The sequence below is a fragment of the Microbacterium sp. ZOR0019 genome, assembly GCF_000800925.1.
GTDB classification, from domain to species: domain Bacteria; phylum Actinomycetota; class Actinomycetes; order Actinomycetales; family Microbacteriaceae; genus Microbacterium; species Microbacterium aurugineum.
The window spans coordinates 1-17,367 of the sequence record NZ_JRKC01000066.1 but is presented as its reverse complement, the minus strand read 5'-3'; the positions used below and the strand labels follow the sequence as shown (position 1 = coordinate 17,367).

Sequence of the window (17,367 nt, the reverse complement as noted above, 5' to 3'; positions counted from 1 at the left end):
TCTCCTTCATCCGCGTGTGGGCGTCGGCCGGTGCGGCCTCGGTGCGCTCAGACCGTGCGCAACGCCGAGGTGGGCGAGAGCCGCGCGGCACTGATCGCGGGGTACAGCCCCGCGATCACGCCGACCACGAGCGCCACCACCGGCCCACCGACCAGCACGACCACGGGGATCGTCACCGCCTGGCCTTGGATCGTGGCGTAGGCGAAGACGCCGAGGGCCCCGCACAGCGCCCCGGCGATGCCTCCCAGGCCGCCCAGCACGATCGCCTCCGCCACGAACTGACCCGCGATCTGCCCCGAACGAGCGCCGAGCGCCCGCCGGAGTCCGATCTCGCCGCGCCGCTCCAGCACCGCCACCACCATGGTGTTCGCGATGCCGATCCCTCCGACCAACAGAGCGATCGCCGCGAGACCGACCGCGAGGCCGGACAGCGAGTCATCCGCGGTGTCCCGCGCCCCGGCGAGCTCGCCGAGTCCGGTCACCTGCACATACGGGGAAGACGGATTCGCGGCGCGACCGATCGCCTCGCGGACCTTCTCGCCCGTGCCGCCGTCGGCCATGCGCACATAGATCGACGCAATGGTGTCGTCCCCGTCCGCCGACACATGCTCCGCCGCCCAATGGTCGCCGAGGAACGCGCTCGCATCGATCGACTCGGCGAGGCCGGCCGAATCGAGTATCCCGATCACCGTGTACCACTGCTCCCCGATCCACACCCGCACACCCGGTTCCGTGATGCCCATGCGTGCGGCTGCCGCAGACCCGAGCACGGTCACCGGCAATGAGCGGTCGGTCTCGTCGAACCACGATCCTTTCGCGACCGAGCCTTCCACCGACGACAGGAAGTCGGGACTCGCCGCATACGCGGTCAGCCCATTGCCCTGACTCTTCGGCATGAGGTCGTTGCGGTACACGCCGGTGCCGTCCGGTACCTTCTCGAGCACGCCCACCTGTTCGACGCCCGTCACCCGCTCGATCATCCCGGCGGCCGTCTCGGGCAGAGCGACCGGCTTGTTGTCCGGCCCGTACCCCGGCTGCACCACGATCATGTTGGCCCCCAGCGCGTCGAGCTTGGCCAGCAGCTCGGCCTGGTTGGAGGCGGCGATGCCGGTGATGGCGGTGAGTGCCGCGATGCCCACGGCAACGCCGAGCGCCGACAGGGCCGTGCGCATCTTGCGGCTGCGGGGTCCGATGAGTGCCGTGCGGATGCTGTCTGCAGCGCTGAGCCGCGGCATCCTCTCGCGGGTGCGCCTCATGCCGCGACCTCTTCCCTCTCCGGCGAGCCCGTATCGCTCACGATGCGTCCGTCGTTGATTCTGACCTGTCGTTGCGTGCGCTCGGCGATGCTCGGGTCGTGCGTGATGATCACGACCGCCGTGCCGGAGTCGGCGATCGACGTGAGCAACTCGAGGATGTGCTCGCCCGTGTTCGAGTCGAGCGCGCCGGTCGGCTCGTCGGCGAACAGCACCGATGGGTTCCCGACGATCGCCCTCGCGATGGCGACGCGCTGCTGCTCTCCTCCGGACAGCTGACCGGGTCGGTGCCTCACGCGCGAGCCGAGGCCGACCCGCTCCAACGCAGCCACGGCCCGCACCGTGCGCTCCGCCGAGGGAACCCCTGAGTACAAGAGTCCGAGCGCCACGTTGTCGACCGCGCTGAGCGCCGGCAGCAGGAAGAACTGCTGGAACACGAAGCCGATGCGGCGAGCGCGCAGAGCTGCACGCTCGTGCTCGGCGAGCCGGGCAGCATCCGTCCCGTCGATCAGCACGGTGCCGCTGGTGGGGTCGTCGAGCGTCCCCATGATCGAGAGCATCGTGCTCTTCCCCGATCCGGATGCGCCGACGACGGCCACCAGCTCACCGCTCTCGATCGCGAGGCTCATGCCGTGCAGCACGCGCAGCGGCGGGTTGCCGGGGTACTCCTTGACCACCTCGACGAGTTCGACGACGGTATCGGGCGTCATTGCGCCACCACCACGGCATCACCGGCGGCGAGGTCTCCACCGACCACCTGCACTCGGGTGTCGGCGATCAGTCCGACCTCCACCGAGACACGTTCGACCTTGCCGCCCTTGCGCAGCACGTCGACCGCGTAGCCGCCGTCGGTCGTCGCCACGAGCGCGGTGACGGGAACGACGAGTGCGTCCTTCACCTCGGAGGTCGCGAACACGACCTTGACGGCGCGCAGGCCGATGCCCTCCGCGACGGCGGGATCCTCGAGTTCGATGTTCGCGGTGGCCGGGGTGGTCTCGCCCTCTTTGCCGGTCGGTTGGCCGCCAGGATCGACAGCGGCCACCGTCGCGGGGACCTCGGTGCCGTCCGGAAGGATCACGGTCACCGGCGTCGCCGGCAGGATCTCGCGCGCCTGGGCTTCGGTGAGCGTGGCCACCACGCGCAGGGTCGTGCTCGTATACGTGAGCGGGCTGGTCGCTGCAGGATCACCGGGCTTTCCCGTCACGGAGTCGACGCGCACCGAGGCGGCGGTGATCGCGACGACATCACCCAGCTTCACGACGCCGTCCTTGGTCACGCCGAGCGACTTCTGCCACGCCTTGACGTTGGCTTCGGTGACCCGTGTGAACTCGTCGTCCACGGTCATGTCCTTGCCGAAGCCGAGGTCGGCGAGCGCCTGCTCGAGCTGTCGCACGTCGGGTCCGTTCTCGACGCCGACGCCGAGATCGCGCCAGAACGGACGGTCACCGCGCATCGCGATCACCGGCTTGCCGTCGACCTCGTAGATCGACTGCCCTACTTCGATCACATCGCCCGCCGCCGGGAGCCGCGTGATGGTGCCCCCGCGACCGGGCAGAGCGGTGGAGGCGCCGTAGCTCAGGCTGCCGTTGAGCCTGAGGTCGGAAGTCAGCGTGGTGAGCTCCGCCTTGGTCGTGACCGGCTTGTCGTCGTCCTTCGGCGTCTCGGCCACGGAGCTCCACGGCTGCAGCACCGCCAGGGTCACCGCGGCAGCCACGAGCAACGTCCCCACGGGCACGAGCACCTTCGTCAGCCGCCGGCTCATTCCTCGCCTCCGGATGGCACCGTCGTCGCCGCCATGAAGCCGCCTTCGAAGTACTCGTTCATCAGGGCGAACCAGTCGAAGTCGACGGATTCGATACTCTCGGGCGTGAACATCGGCGGCATCTCGCCGGTCTTCTCCGCGCATGCTTCGAGGAGGGTGCGCGCCTCGTCTTCCGTGATCCCGACCGGCATTTCGAGCATGCCGTCGGCGTCGGGATCCGCGAAGGCAGCGAAGCCGTTGTCCCTCGCGCATGCGGCGAACGCGAGTCCGGACTCGATGATCTGCTCGGGCGAGATCATCTGCGTCTGCGCGCCGTCGGCCGCCGACATGTCGGGCTCGGGCTGTGTGAACTCGGGAACCTCCTCCTCGCACTTCTCCCACGCGGCACGCTGCCCGCCCTCCTCCGGGTAGCCCGAGGCGGCGGTCGAGGCGAGCCACATGCCCTCCTCGTCAGAGAACATCATCGTCATCGCCATCTCCTCACCGCCGCCCATCGTCGCGGTGCTGTCGCTCAACGTGCCCAGCCCGCCGTCGCCGGGAGCGTCCGGCATCAGCAGGCCGACGTGGCCACCGTCGACGATCTTCGCCGTCTGGCCCTCATCGGTGAGGCAGGTCACGAACCGGGCAGCGGCCGCATCGTTGGCGCCGTCCTTCGCCTTGTCATCCCCGGAGGGGGCACTGCATGCGGAGAGCGCGAAAAGCGCGATGACAGCGGGCATCACCACCATGGAACGGTGAGCTTTCGAATCGAACATGACATTCCCTTTCTCGCGGTCGCAGCTCATCCACGACGTGCAGTCAGTTCTACGGAGGCGATGGTTTGCTGTGGGTATGACGGCACCTAACCGGAAACTAACCGCGGAGAGCGCACCCTCGGAGGAGGGAGGCGCGATGCGATTGCTGCTGGTGGAAGACGAGGTCGATCTGGCCGACACGCTCGCCGACGGTCTGCGCCGTGAGGGATACCTGGTCGATGTCGCACGCGACGGCGCGAGTGCCCTGACCGCCGCGGCGGGGAGCGATGTGGACGTGATCGTCCTCGACCGCGACCTGCCCGTGCTGAGCGGCGATGCCGTGTGCCGCACGCTCATCGCGCAGGAGTATCCCGCCCGCATCCTCATGCTCACCGCAGCGGGAACCCTCAACGACCGCGTCGAGGGTCTCGACCTCGGTGCCGATGACTATCTCGCCAAGCCTTTCGCTTACGTGGAGCTCCTGGCTCGGCTCCGCGCCCTCGGCCGCCGTGCGCAGTCCAGCCGCCCGAACACGGTCCTGGAGTTCGCCGGCGTCCGCCTCGACATCGTGCGTCGCGTCGTGGAACGCGATGGGACACCGATCCGTCTCACGTTGAAGGAGTTCGGGGTGCTCGAGACGCTGCTCGCCGCGGAGGGGGGATACGTCAGCGCCGACGATCTGCTCGACGAGGTGTGGGACGAGCCGCTCGAACGCACGCGCGGCGTGGTCAAGATCGTGGTGCACACGCTGCGCCGCAAGCTCGGATCGCCGGCGCTCATCCAGTCCGCGGCAGGACACGGCTATCGGGTGGGGACGGAATGAGACGCATGAGCTTCCGCACTCGACTGGTGATCATCATCGCCGGAGTCTTCATCGCCGCGGGCGCCGCGCTGCTCACGGTGCAGTACCTGGTGGTGCAACAGCTTTTCGCTTCCGCCATCGACACGACCGTGGCGACCTGCGTGCCGTCGCTCTCGGTCACGCAGCTCTCGCAAGGGACGAGCGCAGCCGAGGACAGCGGACCCGTCTATGGGGCCACCAGCACCGGATGCGCGTACTTCGCGGAGTCCGCCCTGCTCACCGACGTCCCCGTGACCACTCCGATGCAGACGACGTCACTCGATTCGGTCGAGGGTGCTGTGCTGCAGCAGTCGACGTTCCTCGCGGACGAGGTCGGCGGCGGGCTGCTGCTGTGGTCCGTCGTGGTACTCGTCGGCTTCACCGGGGTCGCGGCCGCGATCGCGTTCTGGCTCGCTCGTCGCTCGCTGGAACGTATCGGCGAGGTCACGGCCGCGGCCCGCGACATCTCCGAGCGCGACCTCGGACGACGGCTCGACCTCCCTGGGCCCGACGATGAGATCAAGGAGCTGGGCGACACGATCGACGGGATGCTCGATCGGCTGCAATCGGCGTTCACCGCGCAGGACCGGTTCGTGGCGAACGCCTCCCATGAACTGCGCACTCCGCTGACCACGACCAGGACTGCCCTGGAGATCCCCCTCGAGCAGGGTGCCGTGCCGGCGGAACTACAAGCCAACGTGCAGCGCGCCCTGCGAGCCACCGAGCAGAGCGAACGACTCATCACCGCGCTGCTGGCACTCGCCCGGTCGCGCACCGGCCTGGATGAGGTCGAGCCGGTCGAACTCAGCGAACTCATCGAGGATCAGGCCGAGGAGTTGGACGCCCAGGGGATCGTCGTGCACACGAACCTCCGCGCGCTGACGGTCGAGGGTGATCCGATGCTGCTCGCACGCGCCGTGCGCAATCTCCTCGAGAACGGTATCCGCCACAACGTCCCCGGAGGCGAGTTGTGGGTGCGCTGCCGACGTGAGCGCGGGCGTGCGGTCATCGACGTCGAGAGCACCGGCGCTCCGATCGCGCCGGCCACGCTGGCCGTGCTCACCGAACCCTTCTACCGGGGTGACGCGAGTCGCACATCCGCCGGCCCCGACGGTACCGGCTTGGGCCTCGCGATCGTGCAGAGCATCGCGAAGACCCACTCGGGCGACGTACGTCTGCGTGCGCGTACGGGCGGTGGCTTGATCGCGTCGATCGTACTCCCGCTCTGACGGACCCTCTGGTCCCGCAGATGAAGGAGATCTCTTGATTCGAAGGCCCCTCAGAACCCCTGAGTCCTTCAGATCAAGAGATCTCCTTCATCTGCGGGTGAGTGTTCATCTGCGGGTGGCATCCATCTGCGGGTGAGCGTTGCTGGCCCACCCGAACGCAGAAGCTCCCGTCGCACTCCTGCCGCCCGGCGGACCGGGACGACAGAGAGTGCGACGGGAGCGAACCCTTGACGGGGAAGTGCGACCTGGATCAGGTCAGCTGGTGACGGTCCAGTCGAACTCGTCGCCGTACTCCTTCAGCCACGCGTCGACCGCGTCGGCTTCCTTGCCCTCGCCGTACTCGTTGACCACGAGGTCTTCGAGCGCGCCGTACTGGGCGTCGTCGAGCTTGATCTTCCCGATCAGCTCCGCAGCCTCGGGGAACTCCTCGGCGAAGCCCTTGGTTCCCAGGAAGTGCAGGCCCTCGGCCTCGCCCATGGCACCCATCGGGTCTTCGAGGTCCTTCATGCCGAAGGCGTCGTTGGCCCAGAACGGACGCCACAGCGTGACGACGAGGTCTTCCTGCTTGTCGGTCGCGGTCTTCAGCTCGGTGAGCATCGCGGCGGTCGACGAGGTGACGAGCTGGTACTCGCCGTCGAGGCCGTACTCGGGGATCATCTTCTCGGTCTGGGCGGTGAGGCCCGCACCCGGCTCGATGCCGATGATCTTGCCGTCGAACTCCGCACCCTTGCCCTTGAGGTCCTCGATCGAGTTCAGCTCGGAGTACTCCGGCACCGCGATCGTGAGCTTGGCGTTGTCGTAGTACGTGCCGATGTCCTCGATGTCGTCGCCGTACTCCTCCATGTAAGAGGCGTGCGTCAGCTCGGGCCAGGCCGAGGGGTACATGTCGACGTCACCCTGCGCGAGGCCGGTGTAGAGCGGCCCCGCCTCGGTCAGCGTCTTCATCTCGACCGTGTAGCCGATCTTCTCGAGCTGGTCCTGCAGCAGGTAAGCGGTGCTGAGGCCGTCGGTCCACGAGGGCAGGAAGCCCAGCGTGATGGTGCCCTTGTCGTCGGCGTTGCTGTCGCCGCCCGTGCCGCCTGCACCGTCGCCGCTGCACCCCGCGAGGGTGAGCGATGCGGCGATGCCGACTGCGGTGAGTGCAAGGATCTTCTTCTTCATGTGATTTCTCTCTCTCAGTTCCGTATGGGTGTTGTTCCGTAGGAGTTATGGATAGTGCTCAGAGGGGGCCGCCGCCGACAGCGCTGCGTCGAGGAGCGACCGTCTCGCGCTCCGCCTGATCCGCGGCATCCTTCCGGTCGGCGTCCTTCTCGGAGGCGGGAGCGGATGCTGTTCCGCTCCCTCCGCCGTTCGGCGTGCGGAGTCGCTCGATCATGCTGAGCAGCGAGGAGCGGTTCTCGCCGGGTGCCCCCAGCGCCGCCGTGACGCGATCGAGGAAGACCGCGATCAGCACGACGCCGAGACCGGCCTCGACGCCCTTCGGGATGTTGATCGTCGAGATCGCCTCGACCACCATCTTCCCGAGTCCGTCCGCGCCCGCCATTCCGGCGATGACCGCCATCGACAAGGCGAGCATGATGACCTGGTTGACGCCGGCCATGATGGTCGGCATCGCGAGCGGGAGCTGGATGCCGCGCAGGATCTGCCCCGGCTTCGCACCGAACGCCTGTCCGGCCTCGACGGTCTCGGAGTCGACTCCGCGGATGCCGAGCTCGGTCAGACGCACGCCCGGGGGCAGTGCGAAGATCACGGTGGCCACGAGGCCGGGCACCACGCCGATGCCGAAGAACACGATCGCAGGGATCAGGTAAACGAACGCCGGCATGGTCTGCATGAAGTCGAGCACGGGCTTGAGCACCGCACGCACGGTGGCGTTGCGCGCCGACCAGATGCCGAGCGGCACGGCGATCAGCACGGCGATCACGGCCGCGACGAGCACGAGCGCGAGCGTCTGCATCGCGGGAACCCAGAGGTCCATCCCGACGATCAGTCCGAACGACACGATCGTGCCGAGCGCGAGCTGCCAGGACCGCACGATCCACGCGATGAGCGCGGCGATCACGATGATGACCGGGAAGCTCGGCGTGAGGAGGATGGTCGTCAACCCGTCGACGAGGAACCTCATCACGAACGAGATCGCGTCGAGCAGTCCGTCGAGGTTGTCCTTGATCCAGTCGACGACCGATTCGATCCAGGTCCCGATGGGAATGCGGAATCCGTCCATCAGCGCACCTCCTCCGTCGTCGGGGCATCCGCCGGTTCAGCGGTCCACCCGTCATCGAGCACCGCATCGATCTCGGCCTGCGGCATGGGCATCATCGGGAGGGTGATCTCCTCGGTCGCGCCCGGACCAGGGCCCAGCGCCGCGAGCAGAGTCACGCGGGGGATCACACCGACCAGTCGACCTTCGGTATCCGTCACGGCGAGCGGCAACGGCGACTCGACGGCGGGCACGAACAGGTTCATCAGCACGTCGTCTTCGCGCACGCTCTGCGGCACCGGCTTGACGACGGAGTCGAGGGTGGTCGCGCCCTGGCGGACGAGCTTGACCGCGTCACGGTCGGTCACGACGCCGACCAGCTGCCGGTCGCGACCCACCACGTAGGTCGCCGACATGTAGGCATCGCGCATCTGGCGCAGGGCCGTGCGGGGGCCCGCGGTGTGCGGCACGACGGGGCGCGGACGCTCCATCACGTTGGCCGCGGTGAGAACGCGGGCACGGTCCACGTCCTGCACGAACTGCTCGACGTAGTCGTTCGCCGGGTCCATCAGGATGTCCTCGGGCGTACCGATCTGCACGATGCGACCGTCGCGCATCACGGCGATCCGGTCCCCGAGGAACATGGCCTCGTTCAGGTCGTGCGTGATGAACACGATCGTCTTCTGGAGCTTCTGCTGCAGTTCGAGCAGCTGCTCCTGCATCTCGCGGCGGATCAGCGGGTCGAGCGCGCTGAACGCCTCATCCATCAACAGGATGTCGCTGTCGGCGGAGAGCGCGCGGGCGATGCCGACACGCTGCTGCATTCCACCGGACAGCTCGGAGGGAAGCTTGTCGCCCTGGCCCTCGAGACCCACCAGGGCGAGGATCTCCTCCGCCTTGGCCAAGCGCTCGGCCTTGGGCGTGCCCTTGAGCTCGAGAGGGTAGGCGACGTTCGCCGCGACCGTGCGGTGCGGCAGCAGGGCGAAGTGCTGGAAGACCATCGAGATGCGGTCGCGACGGATCTCGCGAAGCTTCGAGGCCGGGATTCCGGTGATCGGGTCGCCGTTCACCGTGACGGAGCCGTCGGTCACATCATGCAGGCCGTTGAGCATGCGGATGATGGTGGACTTGCCCGATCCGGACAGGCCCATGATGACGAAGATCTCCCCGCGGTTCACGGTGAAGCTGGCGTCGATGACCGCTGCAGTGCCGGCGTCGGTCACGGCGGCTCGGCTCTCACCAGCCTTCAGGCGACGGACGGCGGTGTTCGGATTCTTACCGAAAACCTTGTATAGATTGCGCGCTTCGAGAGCGATTTCGGACACGTTTCCCCTGCGGCTCGCCTTCGGGTGGCTGAGCCTGCTTCGGTTACGTCCGGGTGATGCTCTCGAGGCCGTTCGACATGTCTGCTGTGGCGGCACAGACGGTGGATTTCGGATCCACCGCGATAGAGCATCGACCGTACGCCCACGCCTCTTCGCAGCACAGCTCATCGAAAGAAGGACGTGATCGCGGACTGGTCTTCGGGCCGTCAGGCCCACGTTCCAACGTAACGAAATGGCCGATCAGGGGCAAATCCCGGCGGCGTGACCACGTTCTTTTTCTTCCGCTGACCGGGGGATTGCACAGGTATCCAACGATCGCATAACGGGCATTCGTCGAGCGTCGAAACGCGCGCTCAGCGGCCCCGGACGCTGCGGGTCACGGTGAACTTCGGGGTGCGTCGGAGCTGTTCGGTGGCACCGATCAGACGCGTCAGTTCGGCGCGGTATCCGAGGGAGGAGTTGTAGACCGTGAAGAGCTCGCCACCCGGTCGGAGCACGCGGGCCGCGGCGTCGAAGAGGCGGGTGGCGGCGCCCGTGTGGATGCTCGTGCCGAGGTGGAAGGGCGGGTTCAGCAGGACGATGTCGAACGAGCCGTCCGGCAGCTCGGACCCTGCGTCGTCGTGCATGACCGTGACGCGGTCGGCCACCCCGTTCGCGGACGCCGTCGCCCGCGCAGATGCCACGGCTGCGGCCGAGCGGTCGGTCGCGGTCACCCGTGCCCCCGGATGTGCGAGGGCGAACGAGACGCCGAGCGCGCCGGTACCGCAACCGAGATCGAGCACGCGTGGCCCCTCCGTCGCGTTCACAACTCCGGAAGAATCCTCGCCGCCCGCCCCGATCGGGCCGTTTCGGGTCTGATTTCCGTCATTCTTCCTGAGTTGTGAACCACCCAGACCGAGCACTTCGCACAGCACCCGCGTGCCGATGTCGAGACGAGCACCCGCGAACGCGCCACCGTGGGCGACCAGGGTCAGCCCGTCGTGCTGGGCCGTCACGGGGAACGGCGGATCCGCGGGGACGGGAAGGGGTCCCGACGCGTCGATCAACCGGGACTTCCGCTCGGCGCGCTGCGCCTGCACGTGCGCGAAACTCCGCCCCAGCACCTCGTTCTGGGTGAGTGTCATGTGCTTCACCCGGCCGCCGGCCACGAGGACCACGTCGGGCGCGGCCCAGCGTGCGACGGCATCCGCGATCTCCTCGAGCTCCGCCAGTGATTTCGGGAGCTGCAGCACCACGAGACGAGCGCCTTCGAGCAGCGCGGGCTCGAGCTCGCGCGAGACGAAACCTGTGATCCCGAGCTCGTCGGCGTTCCGCTGCAGTGCGCGGCGCCCCGTCGCGAGGTCCTGGTGGACCCGGACACCGCCGAGTCCGGCGTCCGTGAGCGCCAGGGTGATCGCACCGAAGCCGTCACCGATGACCACGGTCTCGGACCCCGGAGCACCGAAGGCGCGCGCCCGGTTGACGAGCATCTCATCCGTGGCATCGTGCGCCTGGAGGTTGTCCGCCTCGACATCGGGCCAGCGGCGCAGGCGGCTGTAAGGGAACTCCGGCACCAGCCCACTGTACGCGCGGACACGGTCGGCGAAGGGGTTGACATCGATCGAGGTTCTATGGTTACTTAGTCGAGTAAGTAACCCACTAACCACGCGGAGGACTCGTGATCGAAGAAGGCAAGCCGCTCTTCCTCCAGATCGCCGAGCAGATCGAGGACTCGATCGTCGACGGCTCGCTCGCCGAAGAGGCGCAGGCCCCTTCCACGAACGAGCTGGCCGCGTTCTACCGGATCAACCCCGCCACCGCAGCCAAGGGAGTCGCCATGCTCACCGACAAGGGAGTGCTCTACAAGCGCCGAGGCATCGGCATGTTCGTCGCCGAAGGCGCCAGGGACCTGCTCCTCGGCGAGCGCCGTGCCGCCTTCGCCGACCGCTACATCGACCCGCTCCTCGCCGAAGCCCGCACACTCGGGCTCGGCGCGGAAGACCTCGCGGACCTGCTCCGGCAGCGCGCCGCACACACCACCGACGCAGAAGGGAAGACCCCCGCATGACCACCGTCATCGAGGTGCAGAACCTCAGCAAGCGCTACAAGGAGAAGCGAGCACTCGACAATGTGTCGCTCGCGATCGAGGGAGGCGCGATCTACGGCCTGCTCGGCCGCAACGGCGCCGGCAAGACGACCCTCATGTCGATCCTCACGGCGCAGAACTTCGAGTCCTCCGGCACCGTCACGGTGTTCGGCGAGCACCCCTACGAGAACGCGCACGTGCTCAGCCGCATCTGCTTCGTGCGCGAGAGCCAGAAGTACCCGGACGACGCCTATCCGAAGCACGCTTTCAAGGCCGCGAGCCTGTTCTTCCCGAACTGGGACCAGGCGCTCGCCGATGAGCTCATCCAAGAGTTCCAACTCCCGATGAAGCAAACGATCAAGAAACTCTCCCGCGGTCAGCTCTCGGCCGTCGGGGTCATCATCGGACTCGCCTCGCGCGCCGAGATCACCTTCTTCGACGAGCCCTACCTCGGCCTCGACGCCGTCGCCCGGCAGATCTTCTACGACCGTCTGGTCGAGGACTACGCCGAGCACCCGCGCACCGTCATCCTCTCGTCCCACTTGATCGATGAGGTGTCCAACCTGATCGAGAAGGTGATCGTGATCGACAACGGTCAGATCCTCCTCCACGAAGACACGGATGCCGTGCGCGACCGCGCCGTGACCGTCGTGGGCGATGCCGCGAAGGTCGACGCCTGGGTCGGCGACCGCGAAGTGCTGCACCGTGAGGCGCTGGGCCGCGTGGCCTCCGTCACCGTCCTCGGCACCGTGTCGGCGGAGGAGCGCGCGGAGATCACGGCCTCCGGACTCGACCTCGCCCCGGTCTCGCTGCAGCAGCTGATCGTGCGTCTCACCCAGAAGGCCGAGGTCGGCTCCCCGAGATCGGCCACCACGAACGAGGAGGTGCGCTGATGCGACGCACGCTCAACGTCATCCGCCTGCAGATGATCAATAGACAGACCTTCATCTGGGTGCCGCTGATCATCCTCGCCGGAGCGACCCTGATCTCGGTGCTGATCTATGCGATGATCCCGGGCGATTCCCCCAAGTACGGCGGCGGCGGTCAGGCACCCCTCTGGTACTTCTTCGCCATCGGCCTCTCGGCCATGACGCTCACCTTCCCGTTCTCCCAGGCGATGAGCATCACGCGTCGTGAGTTCTTCTTCGGCACGATGCTGACGGCGGTCCTCGCCAGCACGTTCATGGGCGTCCTGTTCCTGATCGGCGGGGGCATCGAGGTCGCCACGAACGGCTACGGCGTGAACGGTTGGCTGTTCTACCTCCCGTGGCTGTGGGAGGCCGGCCCGCTCGGCGCGTTCGTCGTCTACTTCGCCCTCGCACTGTTCTTCTTCGTGGTCGGGTTCACGGGAGCCACGATCTACAAGAGCTGGGGCCTGATGGTGCTGACGATCGTGTGGATCACGCTGGCGCTCGTACTCGTCGGCCTGGTCTACCTCGTGACCCGGCTCGAGCTGTGGGGTCAGGTCTGGGCAGGGTTCGGCGACCTCGGAGCCGTCGGCCTCGCACTCTGGGGCCTCGTGGCCACCGCAGTTCTGATGGGCGTCTCGTTCCTCGCCTTCCGGAGGGCGATCCCCTAGCGACCCACCCGCCGTCGACGCCGATCGCCCTCCTCGGGCGGTCGGCGTCTTCGCGCGCTACCGGCACGTGCCCGTCGACGCAAGCCTGTCGCGGGCACGACATCGACCGCCTACTGTCGCGGTGTCCGCCGTCCAAGGAGAAGATGCCGTGACACCGAGCCGACCCCGACTCCCCGCGCGACGCGTCGGAATCGCCCGCGCCCTGCACGATGCGGTCCGTCCGGCGCGGCTGCTGTTGGTGGCCAAGACCGCCCTCGCGGTGGCACTCGCGTGGCTGATCGCTCCGCACATGCCCGGAGTCACGCAGGAGTATCCGTACTACGCCCCCCTCGGCGCGCTCGTGAGCATGTACCCCACCCTGATGGGATCCGCGAGGTCGAGCCTGCAGACGCTCCTGGGACTCGCCACCGGGATCGGACTCGCCACCGTGGTCGTGCTGACCGTCGGACCCAACTGGTGGACGATCCCCCTCGTCGTCGCGATCGGGGTGCTGCTCTCGGGAACGGGCTGGTTCGGGGCCGGACGCGAGTACGTGCCGATGGCGGCGCTCTTCGTGCTGATCATCGGCGGGCAGAACGCCGACGACTACTCGCTCGGGTACCTGACGCAGACCGCGGTCGGAGTGGTGATCGGGCTGGTCGTGAACGTGGCGATCGCCCCGGCGCCTCTCACCGTGGCCGCGGCGGGGCAGCTGGCCGCGTTCCGGGAGCAGTTGGCGACGCACCTGCACGACATCGGCTCGGCGGTCTCCACGTCGTGGCCTCCCGAGAACGAGCAGTGGGCGGAGGACGCGGAGTCGCTCGCCGACACCTCGGCCGAGCTCCGGGCGGCGCTGGCGGAGGCCGAGGAGAGCCGGCGGGGCAACCCTCGCGCGCGCGGGCATCGCACCCGCGTCCAGGCGAGCTATGCGGAGCTCGCCGCGCTCGATCGCATCGCCCACCTGATCCGCGACATCGCCGACGGCATCGCCGACACCATCTGGGACCGACCCGCGGGCATCACCCTCGACGCCGCGCTGCCCGAGCCGCTCTCCGCCGCCTGCCATGCGGTGGCGGACGTGATCGCACGGGGCGATGCGTCATCGAGTGCGGATCACCGCGCACGTGAGGACGCGGCACGGGCGATCCGGATCCTCCTGGAGGTCATCGACGAACGCACGGTCGATGTGCGTCGCACGATGGGGCCGGGGGTGCTCACCACGATGCACCTGCGTCGCATCCTGATCCTGAGCGGCACTCCCCGCGCAGAGCCGGCGTAGCCGCGTCAGTTCGAATCCGCCTGACTCCGTCGCGGATCGGAGTGCCTGGGCCCGGGGCGTCTAGAACGCGCCGGCGAGAGCCGCGATGCCGGCGATCACCGAGGCGAGGGCGAGCGCGAGGGCGATCGCGATGAGGACGACGTGCACCGTGAGGAACGGCGTGGCCTTGCCGTTCTCGTCCCGCGCCCGCGGATCCTTGGCGACCCGCTTGTAGAACTGCGGCCAGACGACGGCGTTGAAGGCGGCGTTGAGGAAGAGCAGAACGGCGAGGAGGGTCACCCCTCAACGCTATCCGCCTCCGCCGCGGCCGCCGACCAGGGCGAAGCGAGGGTTTTTGGACTCGGACATGTATCAGAAAGCCCTTGCCGTGCTCCTGGTAGGTGTGATCACAATGGGCTTCATGATCGACGGTGCACCCGGCGCTGCGCTCGATCCTGCCTCGGACGACGGGCTCTCCCGATGGGAGCGCGCCGCGAACCTGTTCGATGCATGGCGCGAGGGCAGCAGTCGCGCCATGGACGAGCTCGTACATCTCATGACACCCGTGCTGTGGCACGTGGTGCGGGCGTACGGGCTCGAACGCACGCTCGCGGAAGATGTCGTGCAGACGACCTGGCTGCAGCTGGTGCGCGGGCATGAATCGATCAGCGACCCCCGCGCCGTCTCCGCCTGGCTGACCACCACCGCCCGGCGCGAAGCCTGGAAGGTCGCGAAAGCGCACGGACGCGTCGACACCACCGACACCGACGACCTCGACACCCTCCTTCCCGAGCAGGCGTCTGCCGAAGAGCACGCGGCGCGCGGCGATGAGAACCGTCGACTCTGGTCGGCCGTGCGCCGACTCAACGAGCGCTGCCAGAAGCTGCTGCGCGTGATCGCCTTCGAAGACCGACCCGACTACGCCCGGATCGCCGGCGACCTCGCCATGCCCATCGGCAGCATCGGCCCCACACGGAACCGGTGCCTGGCCAAGCTGCGCGCCCTGCTGGACGCGCCACCGGCGGCGCAGACAGGGGGACTCGCATGACCGAGCACGAGGACGCCCAGATGTTCGCCCGACTCCGCACACTGTGGAGCGAGGTCGATCCGATGCCGGCGGGACTGATCGACCGCATGGTCGCGGCGGTCGCCGCCGACGGCCTGAACCGCGAGTACGCGCTGCTCACCCTGGTCGAAGGGGAGCTCGGCGCGGTGCGCGGCGAGGCCGATGCGCTGACCCTGCAGTTCAGCGACGGCTCGACGAGCATCCTGCTGCACGTCACACGGACGGCGTCCGGTCGGCGCCGCGTCGACGGGTGGGTCGACACCGCGGCGGCGGAGATCGTGCTGACCCAGGGTGAACGGATCCGATCGACCGCGCCCGAGGAGACGGGGCGCTTCGTGTTCGACGAGGTGCCGCCCGGGCTCACGCGCGTGCGGCTGACGACCCAGATCGGGGACGAGACGCGTACGCTCGCGACCCCGCAGTTCGAACTGTGACCGCGGGCACCGCCCGTCGATGATGCCGCGGGGAGACCCGCACCGAGAGGATGACGATGGAGCAGCCCAAGGGATGGACCTGGCAGGACCGCGCAGAGGGATCGATCCGCCGGGGCACGGCACTCGATCCGAGCACGGAGCCGGTGGACGGGATCCGCGCCTATCCGACGGCCTACCTGCCCGAGCGACTGCTGATCACCCGCGCGCTCGGCGACGATGAGGCCTACGACCGCGAGGTGCGCACGCTGCGTGACGCGGCGGACACCTTCGGCTGGCAGCTCGAGATCGAGGACGGCAGCCGCTCGGCGGTCGACGGCGAACTGGTTCCAGGCGTTCCCGGCTTCCTGCGCGCACGACTGCGGACTCCCGACGAACCGGTCCGCGGCGAATCACCCGTGGCGCCCGACGCCTGGCGGGTGCTCCAGCGCGCCCGCCGCATGTCCCGCTCGACGATGCCGCGCACCAGCCTCGATCACGTGCTGTCGATCGACCCGGTCGGGCTCAATCCGTTCACCCGTACCAACCCCTTCACGCGCACGAATCCGTTCACCCGCACCAACCCGATCCGGGGCGCGGGCGCGGCCGGAGGCAGCGATGACTACCTCGAGCCGGGGCGAGGGGCACGACAGCCGGTGACCTGGCTGGGCCCGGCGCCCGTGCGCGGTGCCGCCCCGAAACGCGGGCGTCGACCCGTGGTCGCGGTGCTCGACACCGGATGCGGAGAGCATGCCTGGCTTCCCGCCGACATCGTCACCCGCACGATCGACCTCGACGGTGTGCCGGTAGGACTCACGGACGATGCCGACCCGGAACGCTACCCCGACCTCTACGGGCAGCTCGACGGCGAGATCGACGCGGTCGCAGGGCACGGCACCTTCATCGCGGGACTCGTGCGACAGACCGCGCCGGACGCCGACATCCTGTCGATCCGCGTGGCCGGTGCTCTCGGCGTGATCGACGAGAGCACCCTGCTGGAGACGATCGCGCAGGTCGTCACGCTCCTCAGCCGCCACCGCGCCGACCCGAAGACCGGCTTCCCGATCGACGTCCTCAACCTCTCGCTCAGCTACTACCACGAGACACCGACCGACGGCCTGTTCAGCCTCACCCTGTTCCAGCTGCTCGCCAAAGCCCGGGAACTCGGCTGCGTGGTCGTCTGCTCCGCGGGCAACGACGCGATCGACCGCCCCTCCTTCCCCGCGTCGCTCTGGCCCTGGCCGGGCGCGGACAACGGCATCCCCTCGGACCGGAACGCACCTCTCGTGTCGGTCGGGGCGCTGAATCCGTCCGCACGATCGGTGGCGCTGTTCTCGAACATCGGGCCGTGGGTGCAGGCCTATGCGCCCGGTGCCGCCGTCGTCAGCACCTCACCCGCGTTCGTCGGCGGCACCCAGGCGGCCTCCCGCGCGGATGTCGACGGCCTTCGCCGGGAGACGATCGACCCCGACGACTACCGGGGCGGATTCGCGGTGTGGAGCGGAACGTCGTTCTCGGCGCCGTACGTCGCGGGGCGCATCGCCGCGCAGCTGGGCAGCGTACCGATCGGGGGCGTCACGCCGGGCGTCGCCGCGAAGGCGGTCGCCGCCGTCCTGAAGTCCCTCCCGACTCCCGTCGTCCCGCACTGACGCACCCCCTCGCCCGG

The 17,367-nt window shown here is 68.4% G+C and carries 18 protein-coding genes; 9 read left to right on the top strand and 9 right to left on the bottom strand.

The window, feature by feature from the left end; genetic code table 11:
- Positions 1-47 precede the first annotated feature (47 nt).
- From L978_RS13845 to L978_RS18995, 4 genes are read right to left on the bottom strand one after another with little or no spacing between them, the layout of a single operon-like run.
- Positions 48-1,256 carry an ABC transporter permease gene (locus L978_RS13845; RefSeq protein ID WP_047523887.1) on the bottom strand — a complete coding sequence of 403 codons (1,209 nt, stop codon included), beginning with the start codon at positions 1,254-1,256 and terminating at the stop codon, positions 48-50.
- On the bottom strand, positions 1,253-1,963 hold the full coding sequence (locus L978_RS13840) for an ABC transporter ATP-binding protein (protein WP_047523886.1): 711 nt from the start codon (positions 1,961-1,963) through the stop codon (positions 1,253-1,255). The genes L978_RS13845 and L978_RS13840 overlap by 4 nt, the downstream gene beginning before the upstream one ends.
- A complete protein-coding gene (locus L978_RS13835) occupies positions 1,960-3,015 on the bottom strand; it encodes a peptidoglycan-binding protein (protein ID WP_052193761.1) in 1,056 nt (351 codons plus the stop codon). Before L978_RS13835 ends, L978_RS13840 begins: the two co-directional genes overlap by 4 nt.
- Entirely contained in the window at positions 3,012-3,734 is a 723-nt protein-coding gene (locus L978_RS18995) for a hypothetical protein (RefSeq protein ID WP_197055672.1), read from the bottom strand. The genes L978_RS13835 and L978_RS18995 overlap by 4 nt, the downstream gene beginning before the upstream one ends.
- Before the next feature lie 172 nt (positions 3,735-3,906).
- On the opposite strand from L978_RS18995, the gene L978_RS13825 reads away from it, so the two are divergent.
- Entirely contained in the window at positions 3,907-4,572 is a 666-nt protein-coding gene (locus L978_RS13825; protein WP_047523884.1) for a response regulator transcription factor, read from the top strand.
- A gap of 5 nt (positions 4,573-4,577) precedes the next feature.
- Complete coding sequence (locus L978_RS13820) at positions 4,578-5,819, top strand: sensor histidine kinase (RefSeq protein WP_052193760.1); 1,242 nt, start codon at positions 4,578-4,580, stop codon at positions 5,817-5,819.
- Positions 5,820-6,074: 255 nt separating this feature from the next.
- Here L978_RS13820 and L978_RS13815 read toward each other — a convergent pair whose 3' ends face one another.
- The 4 genes from L978_RS13815 to L978_RS13800 form a co-directional block, all read right to left on the bottom strand.
- Positions 6,075-6,980, bottom strand: a complete 906-nt coding sequence (locus L978_RS13815) for a glycine betaine ABC transporter substrate-binding protein (RefSeq protein WP_047523882.1) — start codon at positions 6,978-6,980, stop codon at positions 6,075-6,077.
- Between the two features lie 58 nt (positions 6,981-7,038).
- Complete coding sequence (locus L978_RS13810; protein WP_047523881.1) at positions 7,039-8,043, bottom strand: ABC transporter permease; 1,005 nt, start codon at positions 8,041-8,043, stop codon at positions 7,039-7,041.
- On the bottom strand, positions 8,043-9,344 hold the full coding sequence (locus L978_RS13805; protein ID WP_047523880.1) for a quaternary amine ABC transporter ATP-binding protein: 1,302 nt from the start codon (positions 9,342-9,344) through the stop codon (positions 8,043-8,045). Before L978_RS13805 ends, L978_RS13810 begins: the two co-directional genes overlap by 1 nt.
- Before the next feature lie 353 nt (positions 9,345-9,697).
- Positions 9,698-10,897: a class I SAM-dependent methyltransferase gene (locus L978_RS13800; RefSeq protein WP_047523879.1), complete on the bottom strand. Its 1,200-nt coding sequence runs from the start codon at positions 10,895-10,897 to the stop codon at positions 9,698-9,700.
- Between the two features lie 104 nt (positions 10,898-11,001).
- On the opposite strand from L978_RS13800, the gene L978_RS13795 reads away from it, so the two are divergent.
- The 4 genes from L978_RS13795 (at position 11,002) to L978_RS13780 (ending at position 14,246) form a co-directional block, all read left to right on the top strand.
- Positions 11,002-11,391: a GntR family transcriptional regulator gene (locus L978_RS13795; protein WP_047523878.1), complete on the top strand. Its 390-nt coding sequence runs from the start codon at positions 11,002-11,004 to the stop codon at positions 11,389-11,391.
- Entirely contained in the window at positions 11,388-12,302 is a 915-nt protein-coding gene (locus L978_RS13790; protein WP_047523877.1) for an ABC transporter ATP-binding protein, read from the top strand. The genes L978_RS13795 and L978_RS13790 overlap by 4 nt, the downstream gene beginning before the upstream one ends.
- Positions 12,302-12,988 carry a hypothetical protein gene (locus L978_RS13785; protein WP_047523876.1) on the top strand — a complete coding sequence of 229 codons (687 nt, stop codon included), beginning with the start codon at positions 12,302-12,304 and terminating at the stop codon, positions 12,986-12,988. The genes L978_RS13790 and L978_RS13785 overlap by 1 nt, the downstream gene beginning before the upstream one ends.
- 148 nt (positions 12,989-13,136) lie before the next feature.
- A complete protein-coding gene (locus tag L978_RS13780) occupies positions 13,137-14,246 on the top strand; it encodes an FUSC family protein (protein WP_047523875.1) in 1,110 nt (369 codons plus the stop codon).
- 60 nt (positions 14,247-14,306) lie between these two features.
- Here L978_RS13780 and L978_RS13775 read toward each other — a convergent pair whose 3' ends face one another.
- The gene (locus L978_RS13775) at positions 14,307-14,525 is read right to left on the bottom strand and encodes an SCO4848 family membrane protein (RefSeq protein WP_047523874.1); all 219 of its coding nucleotides are present in this window, start codon (positions 14,523-14,525) and stop codon (positions 14,307-14,309) included.
- A gap of 121 nt (positions 14,526-14,646) precedes the next feature.
- Here L978_RS13775 and L978_RS13770 point away from each other — a divergent pair, with 121 nt between their 5' ends.
- The 3 genes from L978_RS13770 to L978_RS13760 are packed head-to-tail and all read left to right on the top strand — an operon-like array spanning position 14,647 to position 17,350.
- Positions 14,647-15,273 carry an RNA polymerase sigma factor gene (locus L978_RS13770; RefSeq protein ID WP_231555072.1) on the top strand — a complete coding sequence of 209 codons (627 nt, stop codon included), beginning with the start codon at positions 14,647-14,649 and terminating at the stop codon, positions 15,271-15,273.
- A complete protein-coding gene (locus L978_RS13765) occupies positions 15,270-15,725 on the top strand; it encodes a hypothetical protein (protein ID WP_047523872.1) in 456 nt (151 codons plus the stop codon). Before L978_RS13770 ends, L978_RS13765 begins: the two co-directional genes overlap by 4 nt.
- A 56-nt stretch (positions 15,726-15,781) precedes the next feature.
- Positions 15,782-17,350 carry a S8 family peptidase gene (locus L978_RS13760; protein WP_047523871.1) on the top strand — a complete coding sequence of 523 codons (1,569 nt, stop codon included), beginning with the start codon at positions 15,782-15,784 and terminating at the stop codon, positions 17,348-17,350.
- Positions 17,351-17,367: the final 17 nt, after the last annotated feature.

Coding starts and splice junctions, on each gene's coding strand:
- L978_RS18995 (WP_197055672.1), bottom strand. CDS start 3,734: ATGCCCGCTGTCATCGCGCTTTTCGCGCTCTCCGCATGCAGTGCCCCC.
- L978_RS13760 (WP_047523871.1), top strand. CDS start 15,782: ATGGAGCAGCCCAAGGGATGGACCTGGCAGGACCGCGCAGAGGGATCG.
- L978_RS13815 (WP_047523882.1), bottom strand. CDS start 6,980: ATGAAGAAGAAGATCCTTGCACTCACCGCAGTCGGCATCGCCGCATCG.
- L978_RS13840 (WP_047523886.1), bottom strand. CDS start 1,963: ATGACGCCCGATACCGTCGTCGAACTCGTCGAGGTGGTCAAGGAGTAC.
- L978_RS13845 (WP_047523887.1), bottom strand. CDS start 1,256: ATGAGGCGCACCCGCGAGAGGATGCCGCGGCTCAGCGCTGCAGACAGC.
- L978_RS13820 (WP_052193760.1), top strand. CDS start 4,578: ATGAGCTTCCGCACTCGACTGGTGATCATCATCGCCGGAGTCTTCATC.
- L978_RS13835 (WP_052193761.1), bottom strand. CDS start 3,015: ATGAGCCGGCGGCTGACGAAGGTGCTCGTGCCCGTGGGGACGTTGCTC.
- L978_RS13785 (WP_047523876.1), top strand. CDS start 12,302: ATGCGACGCACGCTCAACGTCATCCGCCTGCAGATGATCAATAGACAG.
- L978_RS13765 (WP_047523872.1), top strand. CDS start 15,270: ATGACCGAGCACGAGGACGCCCAGATGTTCGCCCGACTCCGCACACTG.
- L978_RS13825 (WP_047523884.1), top strand. CDS start 3,907: ATGCGATTGCTGCTGGTGGAAGACGAGGTCGATCTGGCCGACACGCTC.
- L978_RS13790 (WP_047523877.1), top strand. CDS start 11,388: ATGACCACCGTCATCGAGGTGCAGAACCTCAGCAAGCGCTACAAGGAG.
- L978_RS13770 (WP_231555072.1), top strand. CDS start 14,647: ATGATCGACGGTGCACCCGGCGCTGCGCTCGATCCTGCCTCGGACGAC.
- L978_RS13810 (WP_047523881.1), bottom strand. CDS start 8,043: ATGGACGGATTCCGCATTCCCATCGGGACCTGGATCGAATCGGTCGTC.